This window comes from Mucilaginibacter sp. P4_A11 (genome assembly GCF_056402535.1).
Map to the genome: position 1 here is coordinate 115,860 of NZ_JBFUHE010000012.1, position 16,621 is coordinate 132,480.

17 protein-coding genes are annotated in these 16,621 nt (G+C 43.7%); 8 read left to right on the forward strand and 9 right to left on the reverse strand.

Annotated features, from left to right (window positions below):
* Positions 1-166 precede the first annotated feature (166 nt).
* On the forward strand, positions 167-595 hold the full coding sequence (locus AC1DUD_RS21745) for a pentapeptide repeat-containing protein (protein ID WP_477378270.1): 429 nt from the start codon (positions 167-169) through the stop codon (positions 593-595).
* A 255-nt stretch (positions 596-850) separates the two neighbouring features.
* Here AC1DUD_RS21745 and AC1DUD_RS21750 read toward each other — a convergent pair whose 3' ends face one another.
* On the reverse strand, positions 851-2,722 hold the full coding sequence (locus AC1DUD_RS21750) for a M1 family metallopeptidase (RefSeq protein ID WP_477378272.1): 1,872 nt from the start codon (positions 2,720-2,722) through the stop codon (positions 851-853).
* A 142-nt stretch (positions 2,723-2,864) separates the two neighbouring features.
* Between AC1DUD_RS21750 and AC1DUD_RS21755 the strand changes: the two genes are divergently transcribed.
* Genes AC1DUD_RS21755 through AC1DUD_RS21765 form a run of 3 tightly spaced genes read left to right on the forward strand, consistent with a single transcriptional unit; the run spans position 2,865 to position 4,491 of the window.
* Positions 2,865-3,101 carry a hypothetical protein gene (locus tag AC1DUD_RS21755; protein WP_477378274.1) on the forward strand — a complete coding sequence of 79 codons (237 nt, stop codon included), beginning with the start codon at positions 2,865-2,867 and terminating at the stop codon, positions 3,099-3,101.
* Positions 3,102-3,159: 58 nt separating this feature from the next.
* The gene (locus AC1DUD_RS21760) at positions 3,160-3,720 is read left to right on the forward strand and encodes an NUDIX domain-containing protein (protein WP_477378276.1); all 561 of its coding nucleotides are present in this window, start codon (positions 3,160-3,162) and stop codon (positions 3,718-3,720) included.
* Between the two features lie 39 nt (positions 3,721-3,759).
* A complete protein-coding gene (locus AC1DUD_RS21765; RefSeq protein WP_477378278.1) occupies positions 3,760-4,491 on the forward strand; it encodes a lysophospholipid acyltransferase family protein in 732 nt (243 codons plus the stop codon).
* A gap of 197 nt (positions 4,492-4,688) precedes the next feature.
* On the opposite strand, the gene AC1DUD_RS21770 is transcribed toward AC1DUD_RS21765, so the two are convergent.
* Positions 4,689-5,294 carry an REP-associated tyrosine transposase gene (locus AC1DUD_RS21770; RefSeq protein ID WP_477378280.1) on the reverse strand — a complete coding sequence of 202 codons (606 nt, stop codon included), beginning with the start codon at positions 5,292-5,294 and terminating at the stop codon, positions 4,689-4,691.
* A 588-nt stretch (positions 5,295-5,882) separates the two neighbouring features.
* On the opposite strand from AC1DUD_RS21770, the gene AC1DUD_RS21775 reads away from it, so the two are divergent.
* From AC1DUD_RS21775 to AC1DUD_RS21785, 3 genes are all read left to right on the forward strand, one after another.
* Positions 5,883-6,356, forward strand: coding sequence for a ribonuclease H-like YkuK family protein (locus tag AC1DUD_RS21775; RefSeq protein WP_330860159.1), 474 nt, complete (start codon positions 5,883-5,885; stop codon positions 6,354-6,356).
* A gap of 60 nt (positions 6,357-6,416) precedes the next feature.
* Positions 6,417-7,253 carry a sulfurtransferase gene (locus tag AC1DUD_RS21780; protein WP_477378283.1) on the forward strand — a complete coding sequence of 279 codons (837 nt, stop codon included), beginning with the start codon at positions 6,417-6,419 and terminating at the stop codon, positions 7,251-7,253.
* A gap of 366 nt (positions 7,254-7,619) precedes the next feature.
* On the forward strand, positions 7,620-8,090 hold the full coding sequence (locus AC1DUD_RS21785; RefSeq protein WP_477378285.1) for an SRPBCC family protein: 471 nt from the start codon (positions 7,620-7,622) through the stop codon (positions 8,088-8,090).
* A gap of 137 nt (positions 8,091-8,227) precedes the next feature.
* On the opposite strand, the gene AC1DUD_RS21790 is transcribed toward AC1DUD_RS21785, so the two are convergent.
* Together AC1DUD_RS21790 and AC1DUD_RS21795 are read right to left on the reverse strand one after the other, a co-directional pair.
* Positions 8,228-9,406: an MFS transporter gene (locus AC1DUD_RS21790; protein ID WP_477378287.1), complete on the reverse strand. Its 1,179-nt coding sequence runs from the start codon at positions 9,404-9,406 to the stop codon at positions 8,228-8,230.
* A gap of 9 nt (positions 9,407-9,415) precedes the next feature.
* Complete coding sequence (locus tag AC1DUD_RS21795) at positions 9,416-10,165, reverse strand: DeoR/GlpR family DNA-binding transcription regulator (RefSeq protein ID WP_477378289.1); 750 nt, start codon at positions 10,163-10,165, stop codon at positions 9,416-9,418.
* A gap of 66 nt (positions 10,166-10,231) precedes the next feature.
* On the opposite strand from AC1DUD_RS21795, the gene AC1DUD_RS21800 reads away from it, so the two are divergent.
* Positions 10,232-10,792: a 5' nucleotidase, NT5C type gene (locus AC1DUD_RS21800; protein WP_477378291.1), complete on the forward strand. Its 561-nt coding sequence runs from the start codon at positions 10,232-10,234 to the stop codon at positions 10,790-10,792.
* Between the two features lie 74 nt (positions 10,793-10,866).
* On the opposite strand, the gene AC1DUD_RS21805 is transcribed toward AC1DUD_RS21800, so the two are convergent.
* From AC1DUD_RS21805 to AC1DUD_RS21825, 5 genes are all read right to left on the reverse strand, one after another.
* Positions 10,867-11,715 carry a hypothetical protein gene (locus tag AC1DUD_RS21805; RefSeq protein WP_477378293.1) on the reverse strand — a complete coding sequence of 283 codons (849 nt, stop codon included), beginning with the start codon at positions 11,713-11,715 and terminating at the stop codon, positions 10,867-10,869.
* Between the two features lie 19 nt (positions 11,716-11,734).
* Positions 11,735-13,078 (reverse strand): acetylxylan esterase, encoded by a 1,344-nt coding sequence (locus tag AC1DUD_RS21810; RefSeq protein WP_477378295.1) that lies wholly within the window; start codon positions 13,076-13,078, stop codon positions 11,735-11,737.
* A gap of 7 nt (positions 13,079-13,085) precedes the next feature.
* Complete coding sequence (locus tag AC1DUD_RS21815; RefSeq protein ID WP_477378297.1) at positions 13,086-14,318, reverse strand: acyltransferase family protein; 1,233 nt, start codon at positions 14,316-14,318, stop codon at positions 13,086-13,088.
* A 627-nt stretch (positions 14,319-14,945) separates the two neighbouring features.
* Positions 14,946-15,902 (reverse strand): tRNA modification radical SAM protein MnmL/YtqA, encoded by a 957-nt coding sequence (gene mnmL / locus AC1DUD_RS21820; RefSeq protein WP_477378299.1) that lies wholly within the window; start codon positions 15,900-15,902, stop codon positions 14,946-14,948.
* A gap of 117 nt (positions 15,903-16,019) precedes the next feature.
* On the reverse strand, positions 16,020-16,490 hold the full coding sequence (locus AC1DUD_RS21825) for a hypothetical protein (protein WP_477378301.1): 471 nt from the start codon (positions 16,488-16,490) through the stop codon (positions 16,020-16,022).
* Positions 16,491-16,621: the final 131 nt, after the last annotated feature.

The window sequence follows — 16,621 nt, forward strand, 5'->3', positions numbered from 1 at the left end:
TAAATTAAATTTCACGCAAAGGCGCTAAGCCGCAAAGGTTTTAACTTAGCGCCTTTGCGGCTTTGCGTGAGAATAACCTTGTCGCAAATACACCCTTTATTTGTCGCGTATGTAACTCTGTGATGACGTTGATTTTTAAGATATTTGATGAAACCAACAGCAAATCATGGAAAATTCAGCAACTAACGGCACCGAGGTGATCGCCATAAAAGAAGCTCAAAAGGTACTTGATGTAAAATGTGCCATGCTCAACGGCTCGACCTTTGAACAAATGATGATGAACAATGCCAGTTTCAGAGACGTATGTATAACCGGGCTTAAAATTGAAGATGCCAACCTGAGCGATCTGGAAATAAAATACGCGCAGCTTGGCGGGGCTTACATCCATGATATTGGCATGCCGCCCGAAGGTCATCCCGCTTATGACCCCGCCGCGAAACAACGCCCGCTTAAATTTGAAAACTGCGATTTACAGGGCAGCACCATAACCGATTGTAACCTGAGCGATGTGAATATTACAGACTGCAACCTGAGCGGTATGAAAATTAATGGTATTGATGTGGCTGATCTGCTGAAGGCATATCAACAGAAATAGAGAGGAACTCCAAGAAGCCGTTTAAAATCTAATAAAAAGACCGTCATTGCGAGGTACGAAGCAATCGCGAACTTTACAGAGCGACTTGCAACGCTGCTCCGCCTGTTTGGGATTATTAATAATTATAATTTGATTTTTATAGGTATTAATGAGCTCCCTCCGGTCGGTGGTCTTCGTATCTCGCAATGACGACTTTTTTAGCCATTACATTATTAGCTTTTGGCTTTATGCATTAAGCTTTTAGCTTTCAATTATTTACTTACTTGCCCACACATTATCCTTTTTGTTGCTGTCAGGATCATAAGTGGTACCTAATACCAATTTTTTAACTGCCTTTTTTGCGGTGAAATTAACGCCGGTTGTTTTATTCCCTGCGGCCCAAACAGCAATGCTTTTATGTAACAACTCGGTAGTGCCATCGGTATAATAAACAGTTAAGTTTACAGGGATGGGCTTACTGCCAACTTTGATGATGTTAACACTATATTTTAACCCGGTGTTAGTTACTTTGCCGATAGCGAGATCGGTTATACCGTTGTCAAAGAACCATGCTTTCCAAAACCAGTTAAGGTTCATACCAGCGCCGGTGTTCATACAATTGAAAAAATCAAGAGGCATGGGGTGTTTACCGTGCCATTGCGCTATGTAGTAGTGCAGGGCTTTAGTAAACAGCTCATCGCCAAGCATATCTTTTACATATAAATAACCCAGGCCCGGTTTGGGATAGCTATCGGTAAAGCTCGCCGCACCCGTAAGCATTGGTGTAAGCGTCATTACCGGGACATCAACCTCATGGCCGGCACTTTGTTCAACAGCAGAAACGCCGTACGGATCAACAATTGAAGGGTCTATCTCCGGACTAACCAGCCATTCGCCTATTGTTGCCCAGCCTTCGTCCATCCAGCCGTATTTGGTTTCGTTAATACCCATATAAAACGGGAACATGGTATGGAAGATCTCGTGATCGGTGAGCTCAATGGCATCTGCCTTGTCTTCGAGCGGATTGTCATTTACCATCATAGGGTACTCCATCTGGTCCAATCCGTCAAAAACAGTTTCATGTTGGTAAGGATACGGCCATTTCGGGAATTTGTAGCTCATGACCTCAACCGTTTTGCGGGCGTAGTCAACCACGGCATAATAATCCTTGTGCTTTTCGTTAAATACGGCATCAACACGGGTACGCCTGCCGGTTTTAGGATCAACCACCAGGCTCGATGCTTTCCACAAATAATGGTTGCTGGTAGCAAACACAAAATCGGTAACGCTGTCGGCCTCAAACTTCCAGGTATTGGTTGGATTGTTTTTGGTGATATTGCCTGCTTTAACATCATCTTCGGTAATGATATCCGTTACTTTATCGCTCGCGCCGGCATCGGCTATACGTTTAACTATGCGGCTGTCATAAACGTCTGCAGCATTTTTCAGATCGCCGGTTGCCCAAACCTTATAATCGCCGGGCACGGTGATCTCTGCGCTGAAATGGCAAAAGTCGTTGTAAAACTCCTGTGCGCCAACATAAGGGTAATCGTTCCAGCCATCAATATCGTCATAAACTGCTATGCGAGGAAAGAAGTAGGCGATAAAAAATGCCCCTGTATCAACCTGGCCGGTGCGGATATGCGAGCCTTTGTTCAAGGTGTAAGCATAGCTGATATCAAAGTGTACTTTTTGTTTTGGAGCGATGGGAGATACCCGCAGCGTCATATTTGTGCCATTGATCCGGCGTTTGGCGCTATCCTGTATTTTGCTATCAATGCTCAAACTGCTGATATGCACGCCATCGGTAAGGTCCTCTGCCGAAACCTGCATTTGGCGTACTGCTCCTTTTTTATACAAGTTAGGGTATAGTTTAAATTGTACCCGCTTTAATGTATCAGGACTATTGTTAAAATAATCGATACCAACAGTGCCGCTCACCAGGCGGGTTTTAGGGTCGAAGTTTACTTTGATCTTATAGTCGGCGGTGTTTTGCCAGTGATTTTTGCCGGGTGCCCCGGTAGCGGTTCGTGTTCCTTTGGTGTAGGTATTTTGCAGGTTTACGGCTATGGGTAAGGTTTGCTGGGCAAATGCTGTAGTACTGCCCAATAATAAAATAAAAGGCAATAATTTTTTAATACTGATCATTTATGCGGATATATATGAGTTATATTTGAGGTAAATATAATAAACCGTTGCAGAACCCGGTAAGCGATAATTTTGTATCACCGGTATGTTACAGTGTAAATACGTACGGTTTTGAGTAGTTTACCATTTTTAAATAGTATCCATGACTGCCGAAAAAATGATCATCGTAACCGGTAAGCAATACCTTGAGCTAAAACAAAGTTTAGAAAGCGGGGAGGGGCTTACCTATAATATAGGCACCGATAAACACCCCGAAATAGTGAGGATCACCAACATTTATATGGATACTGATCCCGACTTTACCCGTAACCCGCGCCAGTTTGCGCGGATGCAGGAAGACCTGAACGTGCAGGTTAAGCTGGAGTACGTGGCAGAATAGATAAACTTTTCCAAGGCAATCATTCCCCAATCTAATCATAATCGCTTATTTTTAGGCCATGCATCACCCTGAAGATAATCCCTGGAAAATAACGTCCCAAAAAAACATTTATGATAATTCCTGGATCAATGTTACCGAATACCAGGTCATTAACCCGGCCGGTAACCCCGGTATTTATGGCAAAGTACATTATAAAAATCTGGCTATAGGTGTTTTACCTTTAGATGATGAGCTGAATACTTACCTTGTTGGGCAATATCGTTTCCCATTAAATCAGTATAGCTGGGAAATGCCCGAAGGTGGCGGTCCTGAGGGGAGCGATCCGCTCGAATCGGCCAAACGCGAATTACTGGAAGAAACCGGTTTGAAAGCTTCACAATGGACTGAGATCCAACGCCTGCACCTCAGCAATTCCGTAAGCGACGAGTTGAGCATTTTATATCTGGCCCGTGGCCTTGAGCAGTTTGAAGCCGAACCCGAAGAAACCGAACAGCTGATCATTAAAAAAGTACCTTTTGCCGAAATGTACCGCATGGTTTGCAATGGCGAAATTACTGATGCCATGACTGTAGCCGCCGTACTTAAAGTGCAGTTGTTACTTACAGAAAACCGTTTGTAAATTACCGCTTTACTGAAAAAAATATAACTTTGCCCGCTAATGAAAAAGTTATTAGGCTATATTTTAACGCCGCTTACCGCTATCTCATTTTCTTTGTTTCTGGTTATATTTCATCCCATACAGTGGATTTGTTTTCGCCTGTTTGGTTACTCGGCACATAAAAAGGTTGTTGACGTATTAAATTTATTCCTGTTACGCACTTTTTATATTCTGGGAAATACGGTAACTTTTATCAATGAGCAAAATTTGCCTTTAGGCAGGCCTATTATATTTTTAGCTAATCACCAGAGCCTGCTTGATATTCCGCCGCTTATTTATTATCTGCGTAAATACCACGCCAAGTTTGTTTCTAAGATAGAGCTTACCAAAAATATTCCCTCCATCAGCTATAACCTTAAACATGGTGGAGGTGCTAATATCGACAGAAAAGATTCCCGCCAGGCCATGACCGAAATGATGAAATTGGGTGAGCGTATGAAAGCCAATAACTGGTCGGCTGTGATTTTTCCGGAAGGCACCCGTTCAAAGGATGGTACGGTTAAAGCATTTCACTCGGCCGGGATATCCATGCTTTTGAAAAAATGCCCCGATGCACTGCTTGTTCCGATAGCAATAGCTGATGCCTGGAAGGTTATGAAGTATGGCTATTATCCCCTTAACACGTTTACGCCGATGAGGTGGACTGTATTGGAACCTATTGAACCCGGTAAAACTCCCGTTGCCGAACTGGTGCTTGAAGCCGAGAACAGGATCAAGGCTGCTTTGGCTTGATTTCGGATTTCGAAATTTCGGATTTTCGATTTCGGATTTTTTCCCGTCCCATCAGGGTCTCTCGCAGAGGACCCTGATGTTCTACGCCATGTCAGCTGCTATGTCTAATTAGAGTAGCCTCACTGGTTTTTCGTCCCCTCAGGGTCTCTCGCAGAGGACCCTGATGTTCTACGCCATGACAACTGCTATGTGTTTAATTAGAGCAGTCTTACTGGTTTTGCATGATTTATGTCCACCCAAAAATCCCGGTACTCAGTAATAGTTACAAATTCATGCGGTTTTTCCAAATGATAAAAAGCCGCACTGCTATGTGGGTATTCGGAAAAGTCATTACAAAGTGACCATTTCCCAGATACAGGATTATGATGTATATAATCTATTTTTTGATGAAGAAATGCTGTGGAGTATATGGGCTTGGCATCAAACGATGGTTCAAAAACTTTATGCTTTTGTCCTTTAGCTTTCTCTTTTTCAGTACACGCCGCCGAAAGCTGATCAAGCATATCGGTTCTGCCTGATGCTGTTAGCTTTTTAACAAGCTCGTAAGCCATAAACCTTTTGCCATTACTGATCATCTTATTAAGACCTGCATCTGTATCGGGCATTTTAATAATCAGATGAATGTGATTAGGCATCAATACAAAAGCATGAGTTTGCACTTGATAACGTTCTGCTATAAACCCAAACCACTCATATAGTATATTATACGATTGTGTAATCTCGAGTAAGGGGATCCAGTTGTAACATGTAAACGTTATAAACCAGGTTTCGCCGGGATCGTTGTGTAAGGTATGGGTGGCCATGGTTAAATATAAATATAATTATGGATCTTAAGATGATTGTCAACCTCAGGGTCCTCTGTGAGAGACCCTGAGGGGACACGATGGATCTTAAGATGATTGTCAACCTCAGGGTCCTCTGTGAGAGACCCTGAGGGGACACGATCTACGAGAGACTCTGAGTGTACACGATTATAAAAACCTCCCAGAGGGAGAAAAGGTTTGTAGAAATAACGTTCCACCCCTTACCTGAACCCCAGCGGGGTTCAACTCGCCTTTTGCTGGTCGAAGTTTAGCGGCAGCGTAACTTCGTCCTGAAATGTGTTAAGCTTTCAGCTTAACTGTACTTTAACTTACTTTCCATTCCCGCAAGCAGAATGCTTGCCCTGTTTTAGGACGAAGTTACGCTGTCGCTAAACTTCGACCAGTTAAAGACGTGGATTCCTTAATCCCGAAATTCCAAATTCGATATCCGAAATACAATTAATCTGTTAATAATCAGTTAAATGTTAACAAATAAATCACATCATATTTACGTTAATATGAAACGTTATCGCTTATTTTTATAGACCCATAAAAAAGGTCGCCTAAAATTTACCTAAAATAATTTTTATGACCTGGAGAAAATTCAGCGGCGAAGTAATCCAATCGCCCATTATGGAAGAGGTTGAAAAGGCAATTGAACGCGAAGCCCTCCTCGGAAACAAGCTCAAAGTATGTATCGGCACCGACTCACAAGTTAAAGGGGCTGTAACAGATTTTGCAACCGTGATCGTGTTTCTGCGTGAAAAACGCGGCGCTTTCATGTTCATACACCAGGAGCGTACTTCGCAAAAAATGAGCATTAAAGAAAGGATGCTGAGCGAAGTTCAGAAGTCTATCGATATTGCTTACAAGCTTTGCGATTTGCTCGACCTGTATGATGTAGAGCTTGAGGTACATGCCGACATTAACACCAATCCAATGTTTAAGAGTAACGCAGCCCTGCATGAGGCTATGGGTTACATCCTGAGCATGGGCTTTGTGTTTAAAGCCAAGCCCGAAGCTTTCGCAAGTTCATACTGTGCAAACAAAATAGTGCAGTAAATTTGCCGAAACTAAAAGCGGTGTATCTATATTTGATATTAAAATATATCAGATATACCTATGTCGCCACTTATTGAAATCAACGACCCGGCTTTAGCCGCACAGGATACTATTCTTATTGATGCCCGCGGAGGGCAGGACTCTTACCAGCGTTACCTGGCAGGCCATTTGAACCGCGCCATATACGCCGACCTTGATCAGCACCTTACCACTAAACCAGATGATCCCGCCTATGGCGGCAGGCACCCGCTGCCCAATATACAGGAGTTTGCTGTATTGTTAGGTAACTGGGGGATTACGCCCGGCAGCCACGTTGTGGTTTACGACGATAAATCCGGTGCATTCAGCGCTTCGCGTTTATGGTGGATGCTGAGGGCGATTGGCCATGAAAACGTACAGGTACTAAATGGTGGTTTACAAGCCGCTAAGGATGCCGGTGTTGAACTAAGTACAGAAGCGTATACCCCAACCCCGGTTGATCCGTACCCGGTAACGCACGAGTATGCAAACACTGTTGAGATAGCTGAAGCCGGTGAAGCTGCGCAGGATCCTTCACGACTGGTAATTGATGTGCGTGAAACGCCGAGGTATTTGGGACAAACTGAGCCTTTGGATCTGATAGCGGGACACATTCCCGGTGCTTTAAACCTGCCTTATATCAATAACCTTGGCGTTGATGGCAAGTACTTGCCTGCTGATGAGCTGCGCAAGGCTTATGATGCAGCAATTGGCGATGTAGCACATAACCAGGTAATAGTTCATTGCGGATCGGGCGTTACAGCCTGCCATACGCTGCTGGGTATGGACTATGCCGGTATCAGCGGACCTAAGCTTTATGTTGGTTCATGGAGTGAATGGTCAAGAAGGGATTTGCCGATTGGGAAGGAAGAGCGGTAGAAGCATAAACCATATCATTGCGAGGAACCATCAGGAAAATCCTAAAAAGTGTGCAGGGGGCGCGTTAGTGATAGGAGCGGATACCGACCTTGTGGCTAATGCCTTGTGTAGTATGAGCAGATAGCACGGGCCGCAGGCAACGCCCATATTTATAAATAGATCAAAAAAATATATCTAATAATCAATAACTTACAGTCGCGTCATGATAAGGCACGAAGCAATCGCACGGACGCAGGGCTGCCCTGTATAGCATGCGATTGCCACGCTGCGCTCGCAATGACATGATTTTATTTCTTTGTTTTTTATCGTCGGGTTGCCGTATAATTCAACATCAAAACACTTGTCATCTATCCCTGTTATCCCATTGTGAAAACATACGTTTTAAAAAGAGAACAATCTATTCCCATCGGCATTGATCAGGCCTGGGATTTTTTCTCGTCGCCATTAAACCTGGCCAAGATCACCCCGAATGATATGCGTTTTGTGGTAACTTCTGATTATACCGAAACTACTAAGATGTATGCGGGGATGATCATCACCTATAAAATATCACCGCTGTTAGGCATCAACATGAACTGGATGACGGAGATCACCCATGTTGATGATAAAAAGTATTTTGTTGATGAGCAGCGCTTCGGCCCTTATGCTTTATGGCACCATCAGCACCATTTTAAAATTATTGAAGGCGGCGTACTCATGACCGATCTTTTGCATTACGCCATTCCTTATGGCGTGATAGGCCGGTTAGCGAATAGTGTTTTTGTTAAAGGCAAGGTGGAGCAGATATTTGATTATAGGGTTAAGGCTATTGAGAATTTGTTTGGAGTTTATAAATAACTGCCGCTGAACTGCCACAGAATCACCTCCATGGCTAACTGCCGCGGGTTTAGCGCAGCGTAACCCGTGATGAAGTATGATGTAAGCTTTCAGCTTACTGGTGTTCACACCAAGGGTTGAAAGCCAGCAGCAAAAGCTTATTCCCCCACCAACACGGCCTCTTCTTCAACTACCTTAACTTTTTGCCTGCTCAGCGTCAAAGCAAACACTGCGCCTGTCGAGGCCATGATCACGCCGACAATTTCGGGTGAGGTAAAGCGCAATCCCCAGGCTATGGGCAGGCCACCCAGGAACGCGCCTAAGGCATTGCCAATGTTAAAGGCTGCCTGTGTAGCTGCTGCACCAAGCATTTCTGCGCCTTTGGCAGTGTTGATCATTAAGGTTTGAATAGGCGATCCCGCGGCCATTGAAAGCCCGCCGGTTATAAACGTCATTACAAGCGACAGGATCTGGTTTTGCGAAACAAAGAAGATGATAACCAGCGATATGGCCATGGTGATCATCAATATTAAGCAGGCTTTTATCGGGGAAACTTTATCCGCCAGTTTACCGCCGACAAAATTCCCTACCACCATGCCCAGACCTGCTAATACCAAAACATAAGGCACGCTGCTGGCCGAAAACTTTGATACCTCAGTCATAAGTGGGGCGATATAGCTGATCCAGGCAAAAAGACCGCCGGTGCCAATAGCTGTTAGACCAATGATGAGCCATGCCTGTTTTTTTCTGAAAAATGTAAGCTCTGACCGGATATTCCCGTTGCCATTCGGAGCCAGTTGCGGTAGCCATAGTTGGATGAAGGTTAAGGTCAATAAACCAATTACCGCTATCATCCCAAAAGTATATCGCCATGAATAATGATGACCTATATAAGTGCCTAAGGGAACTGTCAGCAAGTTAGCAATGGTAAGCCCTGCAAACATAACTGATATGGCTTGCGCCTGTTTGCCTTTGTCGGCAAGGCGGGTGGCTACTACCGAGCCTACGCCGAAAAACGCGCCATGCGGTAAGCCGGCTAATAACCTCGAAAACAGCAGGACATAATGATTGGGTGCAAAGGCCGAACACGCATTGAAAACCGTAAAGATGATCATCAGTACGGTTAAGATCTTTTTGGGCGGATAGCTGCTGGTAAAGGCAACCAATAGCGGCGCGCCGATAACAACGCCTAAGGCATAGGCCGAAATTAAGTGCCCCGCAACGGGGATGCTGGTATGAAAATCATTGGCAATATCGGGCAGCATGCCCATCATCACAAATTCGGTAGTGCCAATGCCAAGGCCGCCTAAGGTTAGTGGTAGTAAACTCTTTTTCACGTTGTTTTATTAGATGATATTGATGCCCGCTTCCCTGTATGCCGAAAGTTGTTCGTCGTCGGGAGAAACATCGGTAATGATGGTGTCCAGTTCCGTTACCGGACCTATGTAGTAGGAATCGGCTTTATTTATTTTCTCTAAGGTGGATAAGGCGATGATTTCTTTCGATACTTCGATCATCGTTTTCTTGATCTCGGCCTCTTCGTAGTCTCTTGTAGTAATGCCAATGGTGGGGTGCACACTGCAGATCCCAAAAATGCAAAGATCGGCACGGATATTCCTGAACGCATTTATTGTTTCGTGACCTATGGTGGTAAACGATGATTTGTAAAGGCGGCCGCCTGCAAATATCACTTCAACCGTTGGATGGTCTTCAAGCGCGCTGGCAACCGGGAAACTGTTGGTAACCACGGTGATCCTTAAATCATCCGGCAAGCTTTGGGCCACGGCCAGGGTTGATGTACCGCCGTCAAAAAGTACAACCTGTCCGTCTTTCAAAAAGCTCAACACTTTTGATGCGATGACTTTCTTAGAGGCAACATCATGCTGTTCCCTCGCCCGGTAATGGTGCGGAATGGGGGAGTGGGCAACCGCGCCACCTCTAACTGCTGTTAGTAGCTTTTGATCGGCTAATACTTTAATGTCGCGACGTACGGTATCTTCCGAAACATTGAGTTTTTCACTCAGTTCGGTTAGTAAAACCTTACTGTCTTTTGATACGTGATCTAATATGATCTGGAATCTTTCTTCTCTTACCATGTTTGCAATATGATGCAAAGTTAAAAATAATTTGCAAAATATTGCAATATTGTTTTGCTTTGTTGCATGAAAACGCAAGTGAAGAAAACCATTGCTATTGACATGGACGGCGTTATGGCCGACATCGAGTCGCAACTGATCAGGTATTACGAACAGCTGTATGGCATTACTACCACCCTTGAGGCTATTGACGGCTTATCCCATGCGGAGGCTTTTCCGTTGGATGCTGTAACGAAAGCTTCCCTGAACTTACCGGGGTTTTTCCGTACGCTGCCGGTTATGCCGGGCGCTATTGAGGCTGTTAAAAAGCTGATGGAAGATTATGAGGTATATATTGTATCGGCAGCTACGGAGTTCCCCTTATCGTTATTTGAAAAACTGGAATGGCTCCAGGAGTATTTCCCGTTTATCGGCTGGCGTAATGTTGTGCTGTGCGGTGATAAAAGCATCATTCACACCGATTACATGATAGATGACCATTGTAAAAATCTCGACTTTTGCAGCGGCAAGGCAATCATGTTCAATGCGCATCATAACAAACATGAACACCAGCATGTGCGGGTTCACAATTGGGATGAAATATTAAACCTGTTTGAAATGGAAAAAGCTTCCGCAGATTTAGCATAGTATAACCTGCGGAAGCTTTTTGATAACTACGGACTATTGCTTTCGGCTTTAAGCATTCTGCTTTCAGCTAAAAGCTATTTCGTATCTATCCGGTAATTAAGCGACGCCGAAAAATTGGTGCCTGCACCGGTATTGCGCCCGGTAACAAAGGTGCCGCCTGTTAAAAACAGCGACAAGCTTTTGGCGAATGCATGGCCGTAGCTTAACGATACCTGGTTAAAGGCAAAGTTTTTACTGGCGCTCGGGTTCACGTTAAAATCTTTATTGATACTGGTAGCATAAAAGCCGCCGACACTTAGAGAGATCTGTTCGCGGAATTTTTTATCAAGCGTTAGGCCGTACGTGGCATTGTACCTGTCCTGAAAAACGCTTTCGTAACCAAAGTATTCACGTACACCGTTCTCGAGGACGAAGAACGAGTTTTTTCCGAATAAATGCCCGCTGCCCGCGAAGGCCAGTTTCAGTTCGGCCCCCTTTTGGTTATAGCCCAATGCTGTGTTGGTATACATAGGTAAGATAGCTGTACCCTGTAAGCTGAAATAATATTTATAATTGATATTGGCCAGGTAATACCTGATGCCCACTTCCAGATCCTGGAAACCAGAACTTTTGCTGGTACCGAGATCTGTACTGAAAGTGTTCATTACATAAGGTGCCAGTACCGACAGGGTAAACTTGCGGCTTAACCCAATTTCTGAATATAAAGAATAGCTCCATGAACTGAACTTGCCATTATTGGCAAAGGCGCCTTTATGACTGTCAGCATCCCAGGCTTTGTTTGCAAAAAAGTAAGTTGCTGATGGCGACAGCGAGATCCTGCCTGGCCTTACCGGGAAACCACTTGCATAACTTTTGCCTGTGGCTAAGGCAAATACTACTATCGCCGCAACCAAATATTTTGATAAAGTATTTTTCAAGGTCATGTGTGTAGATTTTAATAGTTTAAAATAAGCCAAAGGTGTCGCGCATCCAACGGCCTTCATAATCCTTATACACCTGGCTTACCTCATGCGCAAGGTTTTTAAATACCATTACATGTTTATCAGTACGCATCGAGTTAAACACTGCGTAACCATTATTGGGTGGTACATAAGGATCCAAAAGACCTAAGCCCAGAATAGTTGGGCATTTTATGGTTGTTACAAAGTTTTTGCTATCGTAATAGTCAAGGTTGTTCAGTACCTGGTCAAAAGTTACACCGGGTTTGCTTAACGTATATTTTTTAATGTCATTAATGGGCCATTCAACAGCGCCAACTAAATTGCGGATATCACTCATTATTGGATTTTGTGCCGAGCAAAGGGTAACCCTATGATCAAGACCGGCAAGCGCCAGGGATAAATAACCACCCATACTGCCGCCGGTAGCCAGGATCTGATCACGCCTTAAATTAGGCTGCGCATAAATAAAGTCAACGGCGCGTACGCAGTCCATAATTACACCGCGCATTACATACTTGTTTTTATCCTCAATGTGGTAGGAGATAAAGGCATCACGCTCAGTATGGATCACGTCGCGGCTGGTGCCCTGTCCTCGGGTATTCAGGGTGATGATCACCAGGTCGGGGTCGAGGCCCACAATAGGGTATAACTTTACCTGGTAGCCGGGTAAGCCAAGCAGTACCGAAAATTTCTTGTTTTTATTTTTGCTGATGGGCACCGTCATATAACCGCGGATAGTAAGGTTATCCAGCGATTTCATTTCTATTTCGTAAACCTTGCGGTTTTCGGTGTTCATGGACGGCACCTCGGTAATTTTGTAGTTAGGTTTTACCTTTGCCAGCTCATCTTTGGCGGTTTGCCAAAACTGGTCAAAGTCGGCTGGCCTGGCATATTGCGATCTGATCTCATCCGGTCTGATGCCGAAAGCGCGACGGGTGGTATCGTCATAATCGCTTACGTTGATCATCATATTAACCTTGTAAAAGCCTGTTTTTAAATTAGGCACATCAAAGTCATATTTGGAAGTGCTTTTTTTGGCGAGGTTTACCGGCTTCGACAAGGTTTTAACAATTTGTCCTTTATCAGTAGTGATATTGTATGATATGGTGCCTTCCTGGTTGGTATTGTAGGTGTTTTTAACTTCAAAACTGAACGAAGCGGTTGAGCTAAATTCGCCATCCTTATTATTGATGGTTAATACTGTTGACACTTCATCATCACCACCGCTTTTATCATTAGTTTCGGCCGGCTCTTTTTCGGTTTCCTGGGCCATAACCGGCCTCACGGCGCATAGGGTCAGTAAGGCGAAAGCGACGATCAGTAGTTTATTAGCGTTTTTTAACATGTTATATTTAGGCTTTGATCTTAGCTGATTCATTTTCAGGATTGCGTACTTTGTTTTTGATCAGGAAATCAGACTTGCGGATATAATGATTAAGCGGCTCTTCTATTAATTTAAACAACGTTATGGAAATGACATTTAAAACGATGAAGGCGTACAAAAGGTTTAAACTATCATACTCAAACGGCGAATGCCAGTCCACTCCCCACTTATCATAAAGCTCAAAAACATAATCGTTAAGCTTGTTCATCCAATCATGAATGTAATTGTACATATAACCTAAATGAACCAGGTAAAATATATATGAGCTTTTGCCCAGCAGCTCGATAAAAGGATGAGCTAAAAACTTTTTAAGCAGGGTGGTTTCGGTAAGCAGACCGTAAAAGAAAATGGCAATTGCCGTAGCCAGCAAATAGTTATTGGTGACAATGCCCCATGGGTTATGCAGACCCGCTTCGTACCCTTTCGGAATAGTTAAGGTCGACATGATCCACACGCAAAAGAAGACCATGAAGAAGCCCAGGTAAGTGAATTTCTTTTTGCTGGTGCCATCCAGTTTTTGCTTCCGAACGATGAGTGCCAGCTGAATGCCTGCGAAAAACTCAAAGCACCTGCCCAAAAAGGTGTATAGCATCATGAACGTAAAGTTGCCGAAGAAACCAAACCAGTTTATCTGACTAAATATGAGTACAAGTAGAACACCCAAGCCTGTAACCGCAATAGGCTGGATATAAAACTTTCTGTATTTAGTAGCGATAAGGAATATGAACGGCGCCGAAAAGTAAAAGCATTCTTCAACAGTAAGCGACCACCCTTGGGCTATGCCGGTGAATTTAAACTGATCAAAAAAGCCGCGCACAAAAACAATGTTCATGAAAAACATAACCACCGGGTTTTGCCCCGCTGTTACTATTTGGTTTTGACTAAAGTTATAAGCTATAAATGCGCCAATGGTGAGTAACGCGTACATGGGGTAGATCCTCGCCACCCGGTTTTTGAGGTATTGCAAAAACCACTCTTTGGTTAATTTAAAACTATCAAAATACCGAAAAGCTATCAAAAAGCCCGAAAGCACAAAGAAAATAGTGACCCCGATATGGAATTCATTAAAGAACCGTTGCACAGAGTGGGGAAATTTCTCATCAAACACATACGCAAAATGCGATATGAAAACCAGGTAAGCTGCCATAGCCCTCACACCGGTTAATGCCGGAATATAATTGGATTGTGCTCTTTGTGACAAAACAGACGTATTTTAACTTTTAGATCAATTTAATTATACGTAAATGTTTGCAAAATGGATACCAATGTTAAACAAGTAAGGGTTGATAAGTCGCAGAATTAGGCAATAACAGCAGTTTTTAGTGGCAGTGAGGGAGGAAGTGATTTGCTTATTCGTTAAATCAGAACCGGGATTTGGGGGGATTTTTAGGATTGATGGATTGGGTCGGCTCGTAAGTTTTCAAAGCGTTTTTATAACACCGTCATTGCGAGTAACCATCAGGAAAATCCTGAAAAAAATCATGATCACGTATAAAATATATTTTAGTGATGGCGCGCGGGGGCCGCGTTAGGGATTGCAGTGAAAAGCCCACAGCGTGTGTAGGGAGTGCGGGCAGGAAAGGCGAGGACTTGTAACGGAAAGCCCGGGCCGCAGGCAACGCCCATATTATAAAATCGAATCGAAAAATACACTTAATAATCAACAACTTACGATCACGTCATTATAAGGTACGAAGCAATCGCGAACTGTACAGATGAACGTGCATAGCCGCTCTGCTTATTGGGGATTGATTCGTGCCTTGTAATAACGCGTGACTATTTTAGCGCCGTTGTTGGTATGATATAAAAATCCGCCAATCCTAAAATCTTACAAATCAAGGTTCAGACCACTTCCCTGTACCACACCCTTGCTCAAAATCCTTTGATCAATATAATACTGGATTTCTGATTTCTTCAATCCCCAGTTGGGGGCAATAAGCAGTTCGCGGTCGCTGAGGCCAAAGAGGCGCTGGATCACGATATCCGGGCGAACGAGGGGTAACAGCTCGCACAGAAAATCGGCATATTCTTCAATTCCAAACAGGTGGAATGGTTCGCGTTTGTATTTTACGCCCATTACCGAGCCTTCAACAATATGCAGGTGATGGAATTTTACGAATTTAATCTGTTTAAAACGGTTGATCTCATCAGCATATTTCAGCATCATCTCCTTAGTTTCCCAGGGGAAGCCGAAAATAGTATGCACGCAAATATCCAGCTTTGAGTTTTCGACCAGCGCAAGTGCTTTCACCAGTTCTTCATGGTTGCAGCCGCGGTTAATTTGGTTCAGGGTATCGTTGTAGATACTTTCCATGCCCATTTCCAGGTCGACATCAAAACGGTCGGTATAGCTTTCCAACAGGGCGATCTTTTCGGCATCGATGCAATCAGGGCGGGTACCTACCGAAAGACCTACAATATCTTCAGTGCCATAGCTCAGAGCCTCGTCATACATCATTTTAAGGTAATGGGCCGGTGCGTAGGTATTGGTATTGGGCTGAAAGTAAATAATAAACTTATCGGCCTTATTGCCTTTACGGGCACGTTCCATACCTTCTTCAACCTGTTGCCTTACTGTAGGGGCATTGCGGCTAACTGATGGGGTAAAGGAATCAACATTACAATAGGTGCAGCCACCGTAGCCTTTTGAGCCATCACGGTTGGGGCAGGTAAAGCCACCATCAACAATTACTTTAAACACGCGATGGCCTTTGTATTTTTCCTTAAGCCAGGGCCCATAATTGTTGTAGCCTTTTTCCCAGGTTGTTATTGTTTGCTGTTCCACTTTACTTTCCTTGATTTCACTAACTAACAGCGAATTTCGCTGGTTAGGCGGCAAAGATAGTGATTTTTAGCGAGGTAACTTATGAGCTACACCTTGTGTACCAGGCATTGCAATTGTTTAATTGCTAAGTTTAAAATAATGGTCGATCTCGACTTCTTTATAAGTATTGCCTTGCGAATCAACGTCAATATTTTGGTAAAACAAAACCAGTTCATTAGTCGTGAGTGATTTTATCTCTTGTGAAAAATCATTTGCAGGGTAGGTAGCGCCCCCATCTTTAACAGCAAATGAGTGGACGGATAGCGTCTTGTCACTCAAAGTATAAGTATAGGGTATTGTCAAAGTGGTCCATTTTTGAATCCCGGTTCCGTCGGCTTTAAAATCGTAAGAATCACCCTGTGTGTTTATTACATGTGTTTTGGTAAGTTTGTCATTGGTGTACTCTCGGATGGTATCCTTTGCGTTGCCCCATTTGCCAACAATGAGAGCTTTGTAATCGGGTTTGTTTGATGGAGTTGGGTTGTTGTTTTTGCTGCCGCAACCGAAAAATATCAACGCGAATGCGCACAGAAGCAAGGTTTTATTCATTTTTTTGTGATAAGGAATTAAATACATCGCAATATATCTAAATGGAATGATTTTCGACAGATGGTTTTTGTAACGATCGGTATTTGAGGGAGTTTGTTTTTGAAGGATTATACGATATGGAAATCTTTTTA